Origin of the sequence: Pseudomonas sp. rhizo66, from assembly GCF_031931925.1 — a bacterium.
GTDB lineage: Bacteria > Pseudomonadota > Gammaproteobacteria > Pseudomonadales > Pseudomonadaceae > Aquipseudomonas.
Genome location: NZ_JAUJWZ010000012.1, coordinates 78252 through 96199 on the forward strand (window position 1 = coordinate 78252; position 17948 = coordinate 96199).

Annotated in this window: 14 protein-coding genes and 1 pseudogene; 8 read left to right on the forward strand and 7 right to left on the reverse strand. The window is 51.3% G+C overall.

Annotated elements, in window-relative coordinates:
* Positions 1 to 241: 241 nt before the first annotated feature.
* Entirely contained in the window at positions 242 to 1150 is a 909-nt protein-coding gene (locus QZR14_RS15800; RefSeq protein WP_311997054.1) for a MurR/RpiR family transcriptional regulator, read from the forward strand.
* Positions 1151 to 1206: 56 nt separating this feature from the next.
* Here the strand turns inward: QZR14_RS15800 and QZR14_RS15805 are convergent, their stop codons facing one another.
* On the reverse strand, positions 1207 to 2433 hold the full coding sequence (locus QZR14_RS15805; RefSeq protein WP_311997055.1) for a hypothetical protein: 1227 nt from the start codon (positions 2431 to 2433) through the stop codon (positions 1207 to 1209).
* Positions 2434 to 2797: 364 nt separating this feature from the next.
* On the opposite strand from QZR14_RS15805, the gene QZR14_RS15810 reads away from it, so the two are divergent.
* The 3 genes from QZR14_RS15810 (at position 2798) to QZR14_RS15820 (ending at position 5955) form a co-directional block, all read left to right on the forward strand.
* Complete coding sequence (locus QZR14_RS15810; RefSeq protein ID WP_311997056.1) at positions 2798 to 3403, forward strand: glutathione S-transferase; 606 nt, start codon at positions 2798 to 2800, stop codon at positions 3401 to 3403.
* A 2-nt stretch (positions 3404 to 3405) separates the two neighbouring features.
* Positions 3406 to 4512 carry a DNA alkylation repair protein gene (locus QZR14_RS15815; RefSeq protein ID WP_311997057.1) on the forward strand — a complete coding sequence of 369 codons (1107 nt, stop codon included), beginning with the start codon at positions 3406 to 3408 and terminating at the stop codon, positions 4510 to 4512.
* A gap of 459 nt (positions 4513 to 4971) precedes the next feature.
* Positions 4972 to 5955, forward strand: coding sequence for an LLM class oxidoreductase (locus tag QZR14_RS15820; protein ID WP_043862986.1), 984 nt, complete (start codon positions 4972 to 4974; stop codon positions 5953 to 5955).
* Positions 5956 to 6370: 415 nt separating this feature from the next.
* On the opposite strand, the gene QZR14_RS15825 is transcribed toward QZR14_RS15820, so the two are convergent.
* From QZR14_RS15825 to QZR14_RS15850, 5 genes are all read right to left on the reverse strand, one after another.
* A complete protein-coding gene (locus QZR14_RS15825) occupies positions 6371 to 6673 on the reverse strand; it encodes a putative quinol monooxygenase (protein ID WP_023047152.1) in 303 nt (100 codons plus the stop codon).
* Between the two features lie 228 nt (positions 6674 to 6901).
* Complete coding sequence (locus QZR14_RS15830) at positions 6902 to 8002, reverse strand: low temperature requirement protein A (protein ID WP_064493025.1); 1101 nt, start codon at positions 8000 to 8002, stop codon at positions 6902 to 6904.
* Between the two features lie 98 nt (positions 8003 to 8100).
* Positions 8101 to 8640 (reverse strand): DsbA family protein, encoded by a 540-nt coding sequence (locus tag QZR14_RS15835; protein ID WP_078047886.1) that lies wholly within the window; start codon positions 8638 to 8640, stop codon positions 8101 to 8103.
* Positions 8641 to 8651: 11 nt separating this feature from the next.
* Positions 8652 to 9194 (reverse strand): redoxin domain-containing protein, encoded by a 543-nt coding sequence (locus tag QZR14_RS15840; protein ID WP_311997058.1) that lies wholly within the window; start codon positions 9192 to 9194, stop codon positions 8652 to 8654.
* Between the two features lie 512 nt (positions 9195 to 9706).
* On the reverse strand, positions 9707 to 11947 hold the full coding sequence (locus QZR14_RS15850) for a putative bifunctional diguanylate cyclase/phosphodiesterase (protein WP_311997059.1): 2241 nt from the start codon (positions 11945 to 11947) through the stop codon (positions 9707 to 9709).
* A gap of 1004 nt (positions 11948 to 12951) precedes the next feature.
* Between QZR14_RS15850 and QZR14_RS15855 the strand changes: the two genes are divergently transcribed.
* Complete coding sequence (locus tag QZR14_RS15855; protein WP_311997060.1) at positions 12952 to 14976, forward strand: phosphotransferase; 2025 nt, start codon at positions 12952 to 12954, stop codon at positions 14974 to 14976.
* The gene (locus QZR14_RS15860; protein ID WP_025109713.1) at positions 14957 to 15247 is read left to right on the forward strand and encodes a hypothetical protein; all 291 of its coding nucleotides are present in this window, start codon (positions 14957 to 14959) and stop codon (positions 15245 to 15247) included. The genes QZR14_RS15855 and QZR14_RS15860 overlap by 20 nt, the downstream gene beginning before the upstream one ends.
* Before the next feature lie 170 nt (positions 15248 to 15417).
* Here the strand turns inward: QZR14_RS15860 and QZR14_RS15865 are convergent.
* Positions 15418 to 15546: pseudogene (locus QZR14_RS15865) on the reverse strand (IS200/IS605 family transposase); the annotation flags it as partial.
* 441 nt (positions 15547 to 15987) lie between these two features.
* On the opposite strand from QZR14_RS15865, the gene QZR14_RS15870 reads away from it, so the two are divergent.
* Positions 15988 to 16650, forward strand: coding sequence for a TauD/TfdA family dioxygenase (locus tag QZR14_RS15870; RefSeq protein ID WP_081794851.1), 663 nt, complete (start codon positions 15988 to 15990; stop codon positions 16648 to 16650).
* Positions 16647 to 17624: a hypothetical protein gene (locus QZR14_RS15875; RefSeq protein WP_025109714.1), complete on the forward strand. Its 978-nt coding sequence runs from the start codon at positions 16647 to 16649 to the stop codon at positions 17622 to 17624. The genes QZR14_RS15870 and QZR14_RS15875 overlap by 4 nt, the downstream gene beginning before the upstream one ends.
* Positions 17625 to 17948: the final 324 nt, after the last annotated feature.

The following is a 17948-nucleotide window of genomic DNA, read 5'->3' on the forward strand; positions in this document are numbered from 1 at the left end:
ATACAGGGAATTTGTCCGACAACGCCGGGAAACTGCTCTGACACAGGGTTCACACGGCCATCGGAGTGCGTTTATAGCAAGAAATTCAGTCGAGCGGCTGTATATAGAAGACAAACGGCTAACCACGCAGCGCTCAGACGCAATTTTTTACCACGCACTGCATCGTTTCAGCAAAGCAGAACCGCAAAAGCCCCCCTACTATCAGGCTCACCGTGTGATCAATCAGCCTGAAGGATGACCTATGCCCCGCCCCGATCTGCCGGCCACCGACGAGGTTTCACTCGCCAGCCCCCCGATCAATGCCGAGCGCCTGCTGCAACTGATCACCGATGAATACGACGCCCTGCCGCGCCAACTCAAACGCATCGCCAGCTACATCAGCCAGCAGAGCGACCGGATCATGGTCGACCGCATCAGCGACATCGCCCGCGAGTGCGAAGTCCACCCGTCCGCCATCGTCCGCTTCTCGCAGCGCTTCGGTTTCAGCGGCTTCAGCGAAATGCAGGCGCTGTTCCGCAGCGCCTACACCCACAAAGCCTCGCCGGTGCAAAACTACCAGCAACGCATCCGCAGCATGATCGCCAACCAGTCGCAGCAAGCCAGCGCCGGCGACCTCGCCCGCGAATGCATTGACGCCACGCGCTCAGGCATCGAACGCCTGGGCCACGAACTCGACGACGCCGCGTTCGAAAAAGCCGTCGAGCTGATCGTCAACGCCGACAATATTTATGTCGTCGGCGTGCGCCGTTCCTTCGCCGTCGCCGACTACCTCGTTTACAACTTGCAACACACTCAGAAGCGCATTCACCTGGTTTCGGGGCTGGGCGGTAGCTATCGCGAGCAAATGCGCAGCGTGCGCGCCAACGATCTGGTCATCGCCATCAGCTTCGTGCCCTACGCCAAGGAAACCCAACACTGCCTGCGCTTCGCCCGACAACAGCAGGCCAACACCCTGATCCTCACCGACAGCCACCTCTCGCCACTGGCGAAACTCGCCGACAGCGTATTGCTGGTCAACGAAGGCAGCGCCCTCGCCTTTCGTTCGCTGAGTGCGACGTTGTGTTTGTGTCAGGCCTTGTTTGTCGCGGTGGCGTATCGGCTGGAACTGAATGTTGATGAGATTCACGAACAGGCGGGGTTTGATGACTGACAACCCAATACAGCGACGACCTGCCCGAGCAGATCGACGCTGTGATTTGCTGCCACTTACTCGAGATTGACCTTGATGATCTGTTTCAACGGAAAGGTATCAATATTCGACGCTTCGACGACTTTGCGATCCTTGATCAACGTGTCGATATCAATGTTGATGCCCGAATAACCGATAGCCACCGGTGTATCGAAAACTTGACGCAACGTCAGACTCGTCGCGGAGGACTTCACCACTGAACCGGTCACACCCGGCATCGCAGGTGTTACGGACTCAACACGTTTACGGATATCAGCGTTGACCTGTGCCAGTTCCGCCTCTTTCTGTTTAACAAGCGCCTGATTGGTCGCCGGCACGACGGCCGCTGGCTTGTCGGCAGCCGCCTTGGTATCGCCTGCCTTGGCCACTGCGGACTTCCCGTCTGCCGCGCCATCCCCCTTGGCAGTTGGCTTTAGCGCGCGAATCTGGTTCTCAATAGCCGTTTTGCGCTCATCCAGATCTGTCAGTGCCCGTGTAACCGCAGCCAATTGCGCACCGTTGCTTTCGGTCGAGGAAACCACCACATCCAACGAGCGCGCCAGATAGACCTGGGTTACCAGTACAAGCACAGACGTCGTGTCATTCTTGTCGTTGACCTTCGCATCGTTTTTCAGCGAAACCACCGCATTTGTCAGCTTGTTGCGTTGAGCGTCGGTGTATTTGCTTAAATATTTGTCGACCGCAAGATGGGCATCGCTATACAGCACCCCATATGTTTCCGCCAATGGCACCGAGTACGCCACCGAATATCCCGACTTGCGCGCGCCCCCAAAAAATGCGCCGATCGCGCTATTGCTGACCCCTAGCCCGATATCACTCTCAGCCAGTGAGGCAAAGGTGAAACCGGGAAAGGCCACCAGTGCATTCATTTTCACGTTGGTGTTCGGTACAAAAAGGTCCGGAACACTGGTCGCCGTCACAAGTCCGGACTTGTCCACCGGAGTTTTCTGCGCGGTGATGTAAGGCGCGGCCTTCTTCAGTTCCTCATCCAGCCTCATCCGATCAAACCAGACCGAACTCATGTAGTAATCAGCGTTTTTCATCTTGTTACCGGCCTTCGCGGCTCTTACCACATAAAAATCGCCTACTTCAAAGTTGCCACGCGGCGGAAATATCGGTTTGAAGTTCAACTGCTCCGTATTCGCCGACCACTGCTGCACGACCGCCCCGCGCTCCGGGCGGCTACTGCAAGCGACCAACCCAATACACAACGCACAAATCGTCAAACGATGAAAATTGTTCATGACATGCCCCTCGGACCCTTTTATGTGACCGACGGCGCGCACTCTTACTGCGCGCACGGCAGTGCCTCATCGCTCTAGGGTTGATGGACTGCAAGGGAGTAATACAAACGAGTACTGAATCAGAGGGCCTGAGCTCGCTTAACTTTTCCATCCCTGGACGGTGCTGGCACTTTGACTATAGATCCGCCAAAACACCTCGCAAGGTCAATGAAAGCCTTTATTTTCGGATGTTTCATCGATGTAACAGTTTCTGTTTCACGGCTATTACAGAAGGCCAAAACTTTTTTCCCGGTAGTCAACCAACAGCTTTTCCCGCTACATTCGATCCCCATCGTCAGGTCGTGATTTGCCAAAGGAATTGCACATGAAGCTGATTGGAATGCTCGATTCACCTTACGTACGCCGCGTGGCGATCTCCGCCAAACGCCTTGGCATCGACCTCGAACACGAGTCGGTCTCGGTGTTCCGCCACTTCGAGCAATTCCAGCAGATCAACCCGGTGGTCAAAGCCCCCACGCTGATCCTCGACGACGGTGTGGTCCTGATGGACTCGACCCTCATCCTCGACTACCTCGAAACCAGCTCCGGCAAAAGCCTGCTGCCAACCGACCTGAAACAACGCGCCCACGCCCTGCGCCTGATCGGCCTCAGCCTCGCCGCCTGCGAAAAAGCCGTGCAGCTCTACTACGAACGCAACCTGCGCCCGGCCGACATTCAATACCAGCCGTGGGTCGAACGCGTCGAAGGCCAACTCGCCGCCGCGTTCACCGCCCTCGAGCAAGAACTGGAAAAAACCGGCCTGCCCACCGACGGCACCCTCACCCAGGCCGGCATCAGCCTCGCCGTCGCCTGGAGCTTCACCGACCTCGTCGTCCCCGACCAGATCGACACCCGCCGCTACCCCCACATCGCCCAATACACCGCCTACGCCGAAACCCTCGAAGCGTTCGTCAGCACCCCGATGACCTGACCATGAGCACCACCGACACCGCCGCCCCGGCGTTAAAGGAAATCTTCAACGCCGAGCGCCTGCAGCACATCGCCCGCGAAATGAGCGCCGTGTACCCGGCGTTCAAGGCCAAGGCGTTTCTCAAGCACGCCCAGGATGGACTCGCTGAATTATCAGTGATGCAACGCATGGCGCGTGTCAGCGAAAGCCTGCACGCCGTGTTGCCGCTGGACTACGAAGACTCCCTCGAAGTGCTTTTCGAACTCGCCCCAAGACTGAACAGCGGATTCGTCAGCATGTGCCTGCCGCACTACGTCGCGAGCTATGGCGGACACGCTTTCGACACCTCCATGGACGCCCTGAAGTACTTCACCACCTTCGGCTCCTCCGAATTCGCCATCCGCCATTTTCTGCGCAGCGACCTGGAGCGCTCGCTGGAATTGATGCACGACTGGACCCGAGACGAAAACCACCACGTTCGCCGACTCGCCAGCGAAGGCAGCCGACCTCGCCTGCCTTGGTCGTTTCGGTTGGAAGCGGTTCAGGCCGATCCGCAGTTGGCCGCCGGGATACTCGATCGGTTGAAGGCGGATGAGAGTTTGTACGTGCGCAAGTCCGTGGCGAATCATTTGAATGATGTGACGAAGGTGCATCCGGAGTGGGTGCTGGACACGATTGAAGGTTGGTCGTTGGAGAACAAACACACGGCCTGGATTGCGAAGCATGCGTTGCGGAGTTTGATCAAGCAGGGGGATTTAAGAGCGCTAACGGTGATTGGTGCCGGGGCGAAGGCTGAGGTTGAGTTGTTGGAAGTTCGGGTAGAGCCGGCGGTGGTTAGGTTGGGGGAAGCGATTACGTTGTCGTTTGTGGTGAAGTCGACCGTGGCGCATGAGCAGCGGTTGGTGATTGATTATGCGATTGACTATGTGAAGGCGAATGGCGGGGTTTCTAGGAAGGTTTTTAAGTTGAAGACGGTTGTGTTGGCGGGGTTGGGGGAGGTTGTTGTGGGGAGGCGGCAGGTGATTAAGGATTTTACGACGCGGAAGCATTTTGTGGGGCGGCATGGGGTTCGGGTTATGGTTAATGGGGAGGTTTTGGGGAGTGCCAAATTCGACATCGTCGCTGATTGATACCGCTAATGGATTCCGCTGATCTGGCAGTACTCGGACTGATAGGGAATTACGGATGGGGCAGCTTTCGGCCAATAGCGGCCGTTCTGGAATGGTAGGAAACGACCGATAACTGTCTTCGATACGCAACTTTCGCCCGGAAGCGGCTCGATTGTAAGAATATGGCGGAGAGCTGCAAAACCGCCTACGCTTATAGAATGATTCCTCGAACGCCTTGCCCATCTGGTGGTATAGAGCCGAGAGATCTGACTTCCTTTGACCGTCCGCTTAACACCCACCCGGGCCAACCCTCGCCTATCACCAGCAACTGGCCCCTGAGTCCGGTCCACACGACCAGCAGTACGGCGCAACGGGTAAAAGCCAGACCCAGTCCCCCCACCTGCCGTTCAAACGCGACCGATGCCGCAGCACCTCTGGAAACGGGGGCGCTGTTCACGTTCTGCCATGAGGTCAATCCGTATGTATCGGCCGAGCACGATTCCTTACCAGCAGCATCGAGGGTTCAGCCGAACCTTCACTCAGGGGCATTTGAGCCTTGGATTGTTCTTTCCCATGGAGGCCTTCGACGGGGACACTCCGAGCATGCTCAACCAGGTCACACTGGCTAAACAAGCCGAGGCGCTGGGCTTCTGCGCGCTCTGGTTTCGCGACGTGCCGCTTCGCGACCCTGGCTTCGGGGATGTCGGCCAAGTCTTCGACCCCTGGGTTTACCTGGGTTATATGGCCGCCCATACCTCGGAGATTGCACTTGGCACCGCCTCCATCGCCATCCCGCTGCACCATCCCCTGCACACGGCCAAGGCGTCAGCCAGCGTCGATCAGTTGAGCACTGGTCGCTTGATTCTGGGGGTTGCTTCGGGAGATCGGCCAGTGGAGTTTTCGGCGTTTGGCGTCGATCCCGAAAGGCGTGGAGAGATCTTTCGAGAACACTACGAAGTGATTCGCCGTGCCCACAGCACCAGTTTTGAGCCCATCCACTGGAGCACTGGTGAAATGCAAGGCGCAGACCTGATTCCGAAACCTACCACCCAATTCATTCCAATGCTCGTGACCGGCAACAGTCGCCAGTCACTGGATTGGATCGCGCGTGAGAGCAACGGATGGATCAACTATCCACGCATTCCGAACATGCAGCGGCTGGTCGTGGAAGATTGGCGACTGGAGGTCACGAAACAATGTGGTTCTGTGTATAAGCCCTTTACTCAGTCGCTGTACATCGATCTCGATGAGAATCCGTCAACGCCACCCACACGTATCCATTTGGGGTTCAGACTTGGACGTTACCATCTACGATTTTTGCTGGAGTCGCTTGAGGAAATCGGCGTGGACCACGTCATTCTCAATCTCAAATACGGCAAGCGCCCTGCGGTGGAAGTTATTGAGGAATTGGGTACGCACATCGTTGCGCAGTTCGGAGTGCAGCCGCGTCAGGCAGCTCATTGAACATCGGTCACTGCTACGCCGACGAATGCTCACTTGACGAAACCATTAGGTGTCACGGCGCGGATGACCTACGGTTCTATATCAATGATGGAGATCTTCGCGCCATGAGCGACCGGTGCCCGGCAAACAATCTACCCTACCCATCCTAAACACGTGATGAGCACATTGCCTTGCAGATTCTGTGCGGCTTCCACGCCGTCCATGGACACGATTTGCGCGCATATCCTTTCACTTATACCGAACGCGCAAGCATGGCATGAATCCTGGACACAGCACTTTAGCCATGACATTTATCTTCAATACAAGTGTTTTAATTGATCACCGCCCGGGACAGCGGCAGGCCCAGGCGATCCTGATTTTCATACAAGACATCGTGAGCTTCCCCGAACTGAATGAAACTTCCTGTTGGATTTGCTTAACCGGGCAGCTTGGCTGCAAGGACGTCAACCTTCTCGATTGATGGCGGTTCGGCAAACAGCTCGGCAGCGTTTGCCATAAGCGCCGCCGCGACCTTGCCCGAAAGATGAGCCTGCCGGCCCGCTTCATCCGGGAATGCGTCAAAGATGCCAAAGGTGGACGGCCCCAAGCGGATTCCAAACCAGGCTGTAGTGGCTGGCTCCTCCTCCACTAACGGAAGGCCGCCCAAAAGAAAGCTTTCTACATCCTTTTCTTTCCCGGGTTTTGCTTCCAGGCGAACGAACAACGCTACTTTGACCATGATGTGGCTCCTGTTGTTACGATGCGGCTGGCGCTATCAGATCGCGATAGCTAAGAGGGGTATCCGAGACTCTTAACTATGGTCGACGATACCAGGATTACAAACCCAAATAGATCAAGGGTAGCGGCGAGTAGCGCACGGGCAGTGAGAACGACGTAGTGGGCAGCATATAACCGCAAGTCAGCCGCTTGCTCACTTGGTCCCACCCTCTGGTCTGATAATAATGATTCAACGATATCTGAAATTTAGAAAAACATAAGAGATCATGGTTGCTGTCAGGCCGACCAATATGTACTCGACGCGGGGTAAAAACACGACTAACCCGCCCAAAGAAAACACTATCAACGTGTTTTGTAGTATGTATTTCCTTATTCTACTCACGGCTATGAAATAGCCATATTGCTTACCTAGGAAAAACAAGGCCATGCCGGTGATCGACATAATCTGGAAATCGCGTATCGCAATGTCGTTCAGGATCGCATGCCTAATCAAATTTGCCAGAAGTGCCAGCCCCATAAAAAGAAAAAGGTGCGAGTAGATTAAGGCGTGCCCACTCATACTGCTTTGATGTTTGTTCAATAAGTAAAAACTATCAAAATAGATCCACCAGATACTGCAAATCATGATAAATCCGGTGATGGCCGCCATCACATTATAATAACCCCATTGAATGTTAGACAAGCCTCCGGAAAGGCTAATAATTGACTCCCCCAATAAGATTAGGGTGAGTAGGCCTATGCGCTCAACCAAATGTTCCGTGTGTGCTGGCAACGGCTTTAGTTTAGTCCAGAAAAATACAGGAAACAGAATATCAAGAACAATCCCAATATAAGCAACAAGGTAACGCAAGGGCGGGTCAAAAATAACGGATGAAAGACTAATAACTGCGCTAACTAATAGGGCGAAACCAAGCCTTGAGGAAAGTTCGCCGCGAGAATCGAGTTTACTAATGGATGAAATGTACATAACACTGATGATCGCTCGTATACCAAAATAGCAGGCAATAATAAGCGGGTAGTTCACTTCCAGGTCTTCCCCAATCCGTGCCGATAGCACAATGAGCAGGAGCATTATGAATAATGTTGCCAAACGGTGAAGATTACTGTCTGTATCGAACCTGTTGGAGTAAATCGTGTGACTGGACCAGATCCACCACAACGGTACAAAAAGCAGTAAGAATGTCCATAATTGCTTATGTTCAAAGTGGCCGTCATGAACATGTCCGAGAGTGTGCGTAACCTGGCCTATCGTAACAACGAAAGTCAGGTCAAAAAACAACTCCAACCATGTGGCGTGTCGATTTTCTTCATAATACTTCAAAGATTTCATTAGTTGCCGGCTCCGTGTCCACCTCTTTAATGTAAAAGGAAGCTAACGTTGGTTTTTCCTCGGCTCCGATGTGGGTGATGTTAAGCCGATTTGGCTCTCTAGCGATTTCGTCCACGCACTAACAAAAGTTCAATCATCTGACTCATCCCGATGAACTCTGGAACTCCGTCATAGCGAAGCCCGTCAATGTAAAACGCTGGGGTGCCATTCACGCCGCTGCGTACACCGCCATTGAAATCGGCTTGTATTTTGGGAATGTAAGTATCCTCTTGCATTGCAAGATCGAATTCCTCCTTGGGAAGGCCGTGTTTGAGAACGATGGCGCGATACAGCGGCAGGCCCAATCGATCCTGATTTTCGTACAATTCGTCGTGGGCCTCCCAGAAGAATCCTCGACTCCCGGCATACTCAGCGGTGACCGCTGCACCCAATGCATGGGGGTGAGCGGTGGTCAGAGGGAAGTTACGGAACACAAACAGCAAGTCATCGCGAAAATGCTGTTGCAGATTCTTGACCATCCAATAAGCTTCACCGCAATAGGGACATTCATAGTCGCCAAATTCCACCAAGGTGACCTTGGCATGCGCACTTCCCTGGCGATGGTCGTTGGCACTTACCGGGACTTTGAGAGTGGCCATGTAATCACCTGTTAATTTTTGGTTGGCGTGCTTTGTGGCGAATTCACCAGAGCATCCAGCGCATCCAGAATGCCGTCCGCCCCAGGGTTGATTGCCATTGGTGAGACGTAGCTCCAGGCGACCACCCCCTCCTTGTCAATCACGAACAGTGCCCTCTTACAAACTCCGAGCTGGGACTCGTACGCTCCATACTGTCGTGCCACCGCCCCTTTGGGCTCGAAATCGGCCAGCAGGCTGAAGTGGAAATTTCGATCTTTGGCAAAGGCCTGATGACACCAGGCGCTGTCAACCGAGATACCCAATAGCACCGCACCATATTCTCTGAAGGTGGGTAACAACTGGTTGTACAAGGTCAGTTGGTCACCACACACCGAAGTCCAGTCAGCGGGATAAAACGCCAGTATCACGGGATTTCCCTTTAGCTCACGCCGCGACAACTGTTGATCAGGGGTTGCGTGAAGAGTGAAGTCGGGCGCGACAGTGCCGGCCGGCAGCGGACCCTGAACCAGGTCGCCATTGGTTTTTTGTGCATCATCTAACTCTGAAGTATTCATTGCTTGAACCTTGATAGATGGGTGGTTGGGACGTGCTCAGTGGGATACGACGTGCCCGGCGGGATAACTCCATCCACCATCAAGGGGAAAAAAAAGACAACGCTGCCTCGATCTCAGCCTGAGCCTGAGTAATTTCGGCAGCGAAACGTTTACGTTCCGCATCAAGGAACACAAGAAGATCCGCCGTGTAATCGCGGAATTGGATTAGGCCAGGTTGGCAGGGGAATGGTCGGATTCGCTCTGGCTCACCAATGACTATAGTCGTTGATGACGCTTACCGTAGTAACTGAACGAATTTTCGGTACCCTCCAGTGCCAACAACAGTCACGCGCTTAATGCGTCCACGGCCAGGCGTGTTGAGCAGAGCTTGGGTCTAAAGCGCTCAGTTTCCCAAACGCTTCTGGACCCGGCAAAAGATCTGAAGCGCTCAACAGGAACGCTCCAGGACCGAAGTGGCAACTGAAGTGTGGTTCAGGGCAACCGGACTCGTTCGAATCTGAAGATTCGCCTTTTCAAACTTCGGAACAGACAAGATCGGGCGTCAGGGACCGGGACGCGCGAAGGCTTAGGAAGGCTTCGAGGTCAGCATAGGGCATCGGTTTAGCAAAGTAATACCCCTGAAAAACATCGCAGCGACCGCCCTTGAGAAAATCCACTTGAGACTTGGTTTCCACACCTTCGGCGACCACCGTCAGGCTGAGGTGATGGGCCATGGAAATAATGCCTTGGGTGATCGCGGCATCGTGATGGTCGGTAGCGATATCCCGGATGAAAGAACGGTCAATCTTGATTTTGTCGATGGGTAAGCGCTTGAGGTAGCTGAGGCTGGAATAACCGGTGCCGAAATCATCGAGCGCAATGCGTACACCTAGAGCCTTGAGCTGGTGCAACGTGTCGATCGCCTGCTCAACGTTATGTAACAGGAGCGACTCGGTAATCTCCAGTTCCAACTGCCCGGCGCTAAGTTCGTACCTGTTCAGCACTGCCTGTATACACTCGACGAACTGCCCACGCTGGAAATGCATCGGCGAAATATTCACGGCCATCGAGATGCCTGTGATGCCCTGCTCGCCCAGTTGACGCAACTGCGCGCAGGCCGTATCGAGTACCCAAAGGCTCAGCGGGATGATCTGACCACTGTCTTCAGCCACTGTTACAAACACCGCTGGTGAGATAAATCCTTTTTCCGGATGCTCCCAGCGCAGCAAGGCTTCGATCCCGACCACCTGCCCCGTGCGTGCGTCTATCTGCGGTTGATAATGCAGCTGGAGGGATTGAGTTTCGATAGCCTTTTGCAAGTCATTGCGCAGGCTCGCGTGCTCGCAAACACGTTGATTGAGCTCGCTGGTGTACCACTGAAAGTTGTTGCGCCCTTGCTGCTTGGCTTTGTACATGGCCATGTCAGCCTGCTGGATCAGTTGCATCGGCTGCTCAATGTGACCATCGCTCAGGGTGATGCCGACACTTGCACTCACATGCAGGTCAATGCCCTGGATGCAGTAGGGTCTGGCAATGCTGGCCATCAAGCGCTCGGCGACTGGCACTGCGTCCTCGTCACGCAGCAGGTCCGGCAGCAGCACAATGAATTCGTCACCGCCCATGCGCACGATGGTGTCACCGGGACGAACTTGCTGGGTCATGCGTTGCGACACTTCGATCAGCACCTGATCGCCGAAGTAATGCCCGATCGAATCGTTGATGGATTTGAATCCATCCAGATCAATGCACATTACCGCCAGACGCCGATTACGCCGACGACTGATGTGGCAATCCCGAACAAGTCGCTCTTCAAGCGAAACACGGTTAAGCAAACCGGTCAGCCGGTCATGGCTGGCATTGAAGCTCAATTCGCGTTCGAAATTTTTCTGTGCGCTGATGTCCCGGGCAATGCCGAATACTCCCACAATCTCTCCGTTGACCATGATGGGCAGGTTGGAGATATCCATGGTCAACAGTTGCTCACTTTCGTCGCGAAGCTGTGCCTCGAAGCGCTGAGGCGATCCGGCACGGGCTGCGCAAAAATGCTGACTGACCCGTTGCAGATCCTCATCGAGTACAAGATGGGAAAAATGATGACCAATGAAATTGACGGCCGTCTGCGGTTTCAGCTTCAGGCCCGCAGGATTGACGCTCTGGACGTTGCCGGCCAGATCGAGGGCGAACACCGGGTTGGGGTTATAGGTGAACAATGAACGAAAACGTTGTTCGCTCTCCTCCAATCGCCGACCGTCACGCTCATGACGGATCGCAATGACTGCCAGTTGCGCGGCAAACACCAGCTGTTGAATCTGCACCTCGTCCGGCGCATGGATACTCTTTTGGTACAGGGCAAATGTCCCCAACACCGTTCCTTCATGGGAGAGCAAAGGGACTGACCAGCAGGAACGCAGGTCATGCCCCAGCGCCAGGCTGCGGAAACGTTCCCAGTTCGGGTCCCGTGCGATGTCTTCGGTGACTACAAGCTCGCGCCGGAACGCTGCTGTGCCGCAGGTCCCTTCCTGCGGACCAATGGCCATTCCATCTATCGCCTCGCTGTACTCGGCCGGCAGACCTGGTGCCGCGCCGTTGAGTAAGTGCTTGCCCTCTGCATCCGCCAGCAGGATAGAGCAGTAGGTTTCGGGAGTCTGTGTGTCGAGCATCTGGCAGATGGCGCAGAGTACATCGCCCAGATGCTGATCGGTCGCGATCATGCCGAGAATGTCACGTTGCGATTGGGGGAAGGTCTTGCTCTGAAAGCTTGGACGAGTATTCATGGTGATTCCTGAAGACTCTCGATTCGTCCGGTCTTCAGAGAGCCAGAAACAGTAGCGGGCCGATCACTGTCCACTTGTGCGTCGGATATACACTCTATAGAGCGTCGCCCCGTTAAAAACAGACTCAGATCTAACAAAAAAAGCAGGATCACATTGTTGCCGTCTGGCTGACTTCGCTGTCTCGACTTTTGGAAATCCGCCCTTTTACGGACGTTCACGACACCGCAGGTGGCCACATCGAACGCTGCGATTTTCAAGCCTGATTGTTCACCCGTGGCTACGGCGTGGGCGACGCCAAGACGACGCCGCACCCTAGCGATTTCGTCCGCGCCCTACAGACCGCTCTACTGGAGTCCCGTCATACTCCCTATGGCCGAAAGCAGTCATTTGTGGACGGCAGCTATCGGCCAATAGCTGCCATTCCGGACAGGCGGCAATCGACCCAAAGCGGACAGTCGCGACTTGCAGTAGTTAACCAAAAGCGGACTTTGCGAATACTTTAAATAAATCTGTGCCCTTATCGCTGTTTCGACATCGACGCTCGAACGGTTAGCAAACTGCCTAGGGCGCACCTGCTCGTCGTGTTTACGCAGCGCCTCGGTATCGAGCTTAGCCGTCCGGGCATTGACACGTTGATTTGCCTCCATCTGCTCAGCTACGTGATATAGCCACCGACGGCATTCCTGCCCCGACGAGCATCGCCCTCTCCAGGTAACGATATTCCCAGCCTTGCAATGAACTCTCGAAGGCCTGTCACTAGATCTGGCTTCATCCCATCACCTTCTCCATGGCAAAAGTGAATTCGCGTCCTTCACGCATTATTCGTTTTTTTGAGAGTTCGACTAGACAACCAGCATTCACCCATCTAGCTTCTAGGTAGTGGCTTTTTGCCAAAAAAACAAAATTTGCTACAAAGTCATTTTATCAATCGAATTAAGTGCCTCAATTTCAGATGATAGAGGCATTTCACCAAGCTGGATTTTTTTGTATTTGAGGAGCGAAGATTGAAGAAAATTGACCTCCATATGCATACCATCTCCACAATCAGCGACTCATACTTCGAATTCTCACTAGAGAAACTTAAAGAATATGTTGAGATAGCAGAGTTAGATGCTATCGCCATAACGAATCATGATGTTTTTGATCTTGCTCAGTTTAATGAAATTTGTGAAGCACTAAACTGCGCTGTTTTTCCCGGCATTGAGATAAACTTAGACGCCGGGCACCTCCTTCTAATTTCAGAAAACCATGACCTTGAAGGCTTTCAACTTAAGGCTAATGAAGTAGCCAAGAACGTGGTAGCAATCGGCGACTCAATCAATGTCGATGATTTGATACGAATTTTTGGTGACCTTAACAATTATTTGCTGATCCCCCATTATGAAAAGAAGCCAAGTCTTCACGCAGAAACTATTAAAAGACTTAAGGATGTAATCTCTGCAGGTGAGGTCGACAGTCCTAAAAAATTTGTTCGCATGTCAAAAGATGAAACTGAACTTACACCAGTAATCTTTAGCGACATGCGATTTTACGTGGGGATGACTAAATTCCCAACAAGGCAGACTTACATAGATTGCGGGGATATATCATTAAAATCGTTGAAGTTTGCCTTGCGCGACAGGAGCAAGGTGTCTCTTTCAAAGCTTGATGGCAATTCAACTTTCCAAGTATTTGAGGATGGGCAATGTCTTTCAACTGGCCTAAATGTAATTCTTGGCGCTAGATCTTCGGGAAAAACCGAAACCTTAACCCAGATAAACAATAGCTGCGAAAACGTAAAATACATCCCTCAATTCTCTCTTGTACAAAGAGACGATGCCAACTATGAAAAAGAATTCAATGCAGATGTAACGCGCAAGAAAAGTATTTTTTCAGACAAGCACCTAGCTCCCTTCAAAACGGTATTAGACGATGTATTGAGTATCGATACTGAAACCAACAAACGAAGAGTCGCAGATTACTTAGATACTCTAATGAAATCGGCCGAAGAGGCACAGAAATTTGATTCATTTTCCAAAGCTTCGCTATTCAATGAAACCTTGTTCGATTTAGGTGAACACACATCGCTCAACGAACTTGTCGGCTCAGTAAGGCAGCTGATAGAAAATATTGAATTTAGAGATGTCATAGACAGGTATATCGATACAAAAGCCCTAAAGTCACTGGCCTGCGAATTAATAGTCATCTTGTGGTCCAGAGCCTACGAGAGAAAAAAGAAAAGCTTGGTGAATGACATTATTCGCGAGATTAAAAGCAAACTCCAACTAAAGACCTCAGCAACTCAAATCAAAGATGTTGACCTTTATCGAGTCATGTTCGAACACAAGAAACTTCTGAAATTTAGCGAAATCGCCAAGCTGCTTCAGGAAGAGAAAACAATATATCAAGAAAGCTTTCAAGGGTTTAAGATCGTCTGTAAACAACGTGCGTTTCAAGGTCCAGGTGAAATCAAAAATGTTAGCGGCCAAAAGGTTGCTTTTAGTGATGCATTTAGAGATTACGCACATCCGGCAAAATACCTCTCCAGCTTGAAAGCAAACGAAGCATTCACTCCTTCAGAATTTTATAAATATTTTGCATGCATTGAGTATGAAATTTTGAATAAAGATGGCTTTAAGGTTTCTGGCGGAGAGCGTTCTGAATTTAGACTATTGCAAGAAATAAAGGATGCTCAAAACTTTGACTATTTACTTATCGACGAGCCAGAGTCTTCATTTGACAATCTCTTCCTAAAAAGTGAAGTCAATCAGATGCTCAAGGAAATATCAAAAAGCATGCCGGTAGTTATTGTAACCCACAATAGTGTCGTAGGTGCATCCATCAAAGCCGACTACATAATCTATACTGCCAAAGAACTTGAAGAGGAAAAGATAATATACAGAAGATATTCTGGGCATCCTTCGAGCAGAGAATTAATTTCAACCGACGGTAAAAAAATTAATAACTTTAAAGTCACCATGGACTCTCTGGAAGCAGGCGAATCCGCTTACATGGAAAGAAAGGCAGGATATGAAAATATTAAAAATTGAAAAAAGCCAAGGATACTATCTAGACGCCGAAGGAAGTTACGAAACCATTGATAAAATTGATAAGTCTGTCTTATTGTCACTCGTCAACCTAGCTCTTTCCGACGATTTTGAAATTGATGAGTACAATGAAGAAAATCTAAAAAACCAAGCCCACCAAATAATTTACAAAAGCATTAGCAGCAAACTAATAGATTTGCATCGAAGGCGAAATCAATTTCGCGACGAGTCCGAGCGACTATATCTAGAAGAGTACGAAAAATACAAGGCTTGACCGCGCCAGACTTGTCTCATTGCAAAGTTATTTTTTACAAAGCGCGGCGCTATGCGCCGCGACTCCAATAGAGGCATTGCAGTAAAATTACAGATTTGTATCTTCTGGCTATAAAGAACAAGCTCCATGTTTAGGACTTATTTTGGTTCTTCGCCTATATCTTGGCCCACCCGCTGCCTCGCCAACTCATGCAATACCTCACCAAGGGGTTTCTGAATCGCACCGAAGATAGCCCTCTTGCGCCTCTTCGGAATGAAGACGACGTGACACTTACTGTCCCACTTCGTGTAAGCAAGGCTCCATTTCGTTTAACCGATCTCTTAGTAGTGACAGAAGGTTTCCGATGACCGCATCACACGATCAAATCTCAAGAAGTACCCCGGCTTAGCGGGGGGATTTTTATGAGTTTGCAGTTCGCTTCTGGCCGATTGCTGCTGCAACTGACCATCAGCAAAAGGGCGGCGTCCGACTCTCGTCTCTTCCCTCGCACACGGTATTTTTTCATTGCGTCGCTAGAGAATGTCTTCTTCAGTGTCCGCATCTCAGTGGCGACCAAGTCTCACATTCTGTCAGTTGAATATCACCACGTTTAAGAATTCTGCCTTACAGATGGCAGTTAATTTGCTCTATGCGGAAAAGTGCACTACAAAGGAAGGGGACGCATTCCGAGAATGATCATACGGCCGCGATGGCGCTGAAATTAATATTTTCGAATATGAAACACTATAAGAGTCATAGGTATGGATCACAGTTACGATGGACTGCATGCAGCAATTCGCAATCATGGCTATGTTTCTTTAAATGCTAGACCTTCCATGTCAGTTTCACAGACTATGCAGGAGCTCGCTTTGTATATGGGAGGTTCGGTTGTAGCCGGGCGAAATAGAAAGGTTTTAGAAACGTTGAAGACGCTGAGAGCCGATGAAGCTCCTCTAAGCTCGTTAAGTCGCTTTTCTGGAGCAGGTGCTCAGCCTTGGCATGTTGATGGATCACATCTGCCGATACCACCACGGTATTTGATTTTAGGCTGTCACTCAATTAACGGAGGTGGAGCACCCCCAACGCAGCTTTTGAAAGTCAAAGATGCAGGGTTTCCACTTCTCGCAAGTCGCCGCGAAACTTTCACAGTAAAGAATGGACGTTCAAGCTTTTATTCCACGATAGCCAATACGGATCGAACGTGGATTCGTTTCGATCCGGCTTGTATGACTGCACATACAGAAGAGGGGAGTACTATATTCGAGGAATTAGAGTCACATTCACTTCAACCGTCTTTGAATCTGGAGTGGACAGCCGGTGTAATTCTTATAGTTGACAATTGGACGGTACTTCACCGCCGGGGTAATGCCTCTGGTATCGGTCATCGCACCCTTTTGCGCATCTCATTGAAGGATTGGATATGAATACAACTAGACGTGGAGCGACACGAACGATTCCGCCTGCACTTTCAGATGATGCGCTTTATGGCAAAGCAGCGCTGTACGCCCGGCGCGCGCTTGAGGCTAAGGAAGTTGACGCGGAGGATGCATACCAACTATGGGCAACTTTGGCTCTTGAGTTGCTTGGTAAGTTCGCACTGGCAAGGATCCACCCGAGCCTGGTCGTGGACCCTAAAAACTCTAATAGCATGTTGGAAGCATGCGGTATATCGACGGCTACGGCTGTTCGAACCATTGATGCCAATGAAGTGTTCCTGCGCCTTAAACATGTCATTCCAGGATTCAACTCCTTAGCTTATAACTCATGCAAAGATTTGGCCGATCGCCGCAATGCCGAACTTCATTCAGGGCACGCTGCATATATTGGGATTAGCTTGGAAGTGTGGGAGGGGAAGTTGTGGCATGCAGTGCGATTAATTTTGCAGGCAGCGAATAAAGATCTTGAAGATTTCATTGGCGGTGCGGCTGCAGAGAAAGAAGAACTTATAAATCATTTGTCTCATCTCAAGTGTCAATCCGCATTGCAAAAAATTGAGCATGCGCGAGACAATTTTAGCAAAGACGCCGATGGCAAGAGGCGGGCTCCAAAAACATTGGAAGATCAAAGATCTCAATCCGGGGAGCGCTCTTGGTGGCATCTTTATCGCCTAACAAGTGGAAGGTACGCTCGATATTGGACTCGCCAATGTCCAGCTTGCCAATGCACTGCAGTGTTGGGCGGGGACAAAGACTATGAAGAGCTGACGGATGATCAGGAGGAAGTGAGTCCTGGTTATGAAGAGGTTGAGACAACTTATTCTCCAGTTGAATTCATTTGTGATCAATGCAATTTGCACCTTGTGGGCACTGATGAGCTTTCAGCTGCCGGTTTGAGTGAGGAAATTGTTGAAGTTGACGAGCGTGAGATTAGCTACGAACCAGACTATGGAAATGACTGACGCTTGTCTCCTGCGTCTACTGTTTGCGGGCGGGAGCGGTAACCATGAACGGCTGCTTTTGGCCGAGAGCGGACGTTTTGGGTTACCCCTCGCTCCGCTAAATACCTGCATGAGACGCTTCGACCTCAGCAGACCTAATCCTGCACTGCGGCGTAACTCACTTGTAATGGACACGCTCAGTGCGAATCGAGTAGTGTTTCAGAAGACTTAGCTTAATCGTTATGGGCAATTTGATTCCGGAAAAGGAGTGAAGAAATTAGAAATTGGTATATCTATATTTTGAAGCTTGAGCTGAACTCATGGTATGTGGGTACAGCTAAAGGG

Coding starts and splice junctions, on each gene's coding strand:
- QZR14_RS15815 (WP_311997057.1), top strand. CDS start 3,406: ATGAGCACCACCGACACCGCCGCCCCGGCGTTAAAGGAAATCTTCAAC.
- QZR14_RS15835 (WP_078047886.1), bottom strand. CDS start 8,640: ATGGCCACTCTCAAAGTCCCGGTAAGTGCCAACGACCATCGCCAGGGA.
- QZR14_RS15850 (WP_311997059.1), bottom strand. CDS start 11,947: ATGAATACTCGTCCAAGCTTTCAGAGCAAGACCTTCCCCCAATCGCAA.
- QZR14_RS15825 (WP_023047152.1), bottom strand. CDS start 6,673: ATGGTCAAAGTAGCGTTGTTCGTTCGCCTGGAAGCAAAACCCGGGAAA.
- QZR14_RS15870 (WP_081794851.1), top strand. CDS start 15,988: ATGGATCACAGTTACGATGGACTGCATGCAGCAATTCGCAATCATGGC.
- QZR14_RS15875 (WP_025109714.1), top strand. CDS start 16,647: ATGAATACAACTAGACGTGGAGCGACACGAACGATTCCGCCTGCACTT.
- QZR14_RS15805 (WP_311997055.1), bottom strand. CDS start 2,433: ATGAACAATTTTCATCGTTTGACGATTTGTGCGTTGTGTATTGGGTTG.
- QZR14_RS15820 (WP_043862986.1), top strand. CDS start 4,972: ATGTATCGGCCGAGCACGATTCCTTACCAGCAGCATCGAGGGTTCAGC.
- QZR14_RS15830 (WP_064493025.1), bottom strand. CDS start 8,002: ATGAAATCTTTGAAGTATTATGAAGAAAATCGACACGCCACATGGTTG.
- QZR14_RS15860 (WP_025109713.1), top strand. CDS start 14,957: ATGAAAATATTAAAAATTGAAAAAAGCCAAGGATACTATCTAGACGCC.
- QZR14_RS15810 (WP_311997056.1), top strand. CDS start 2,798: ATGAAGCTGATTGGAATGCTCGATTCACCTTACGTACGCCGCGTGGCG.
- QZR14_RS15840 (WP_311997058.1), bottom strand. CDS start 9,194: ATGAATACTTCAGAGTTAGATGATGCACAAAAAACCAATGGCGACCTG.
- QZR14_RS15800 (WP_311997054.1), top strand. CDS start 242: ATGCCCCGCCCCGATCTGCCGGCCACCGACGAGGTTTCACTCGCCAGC.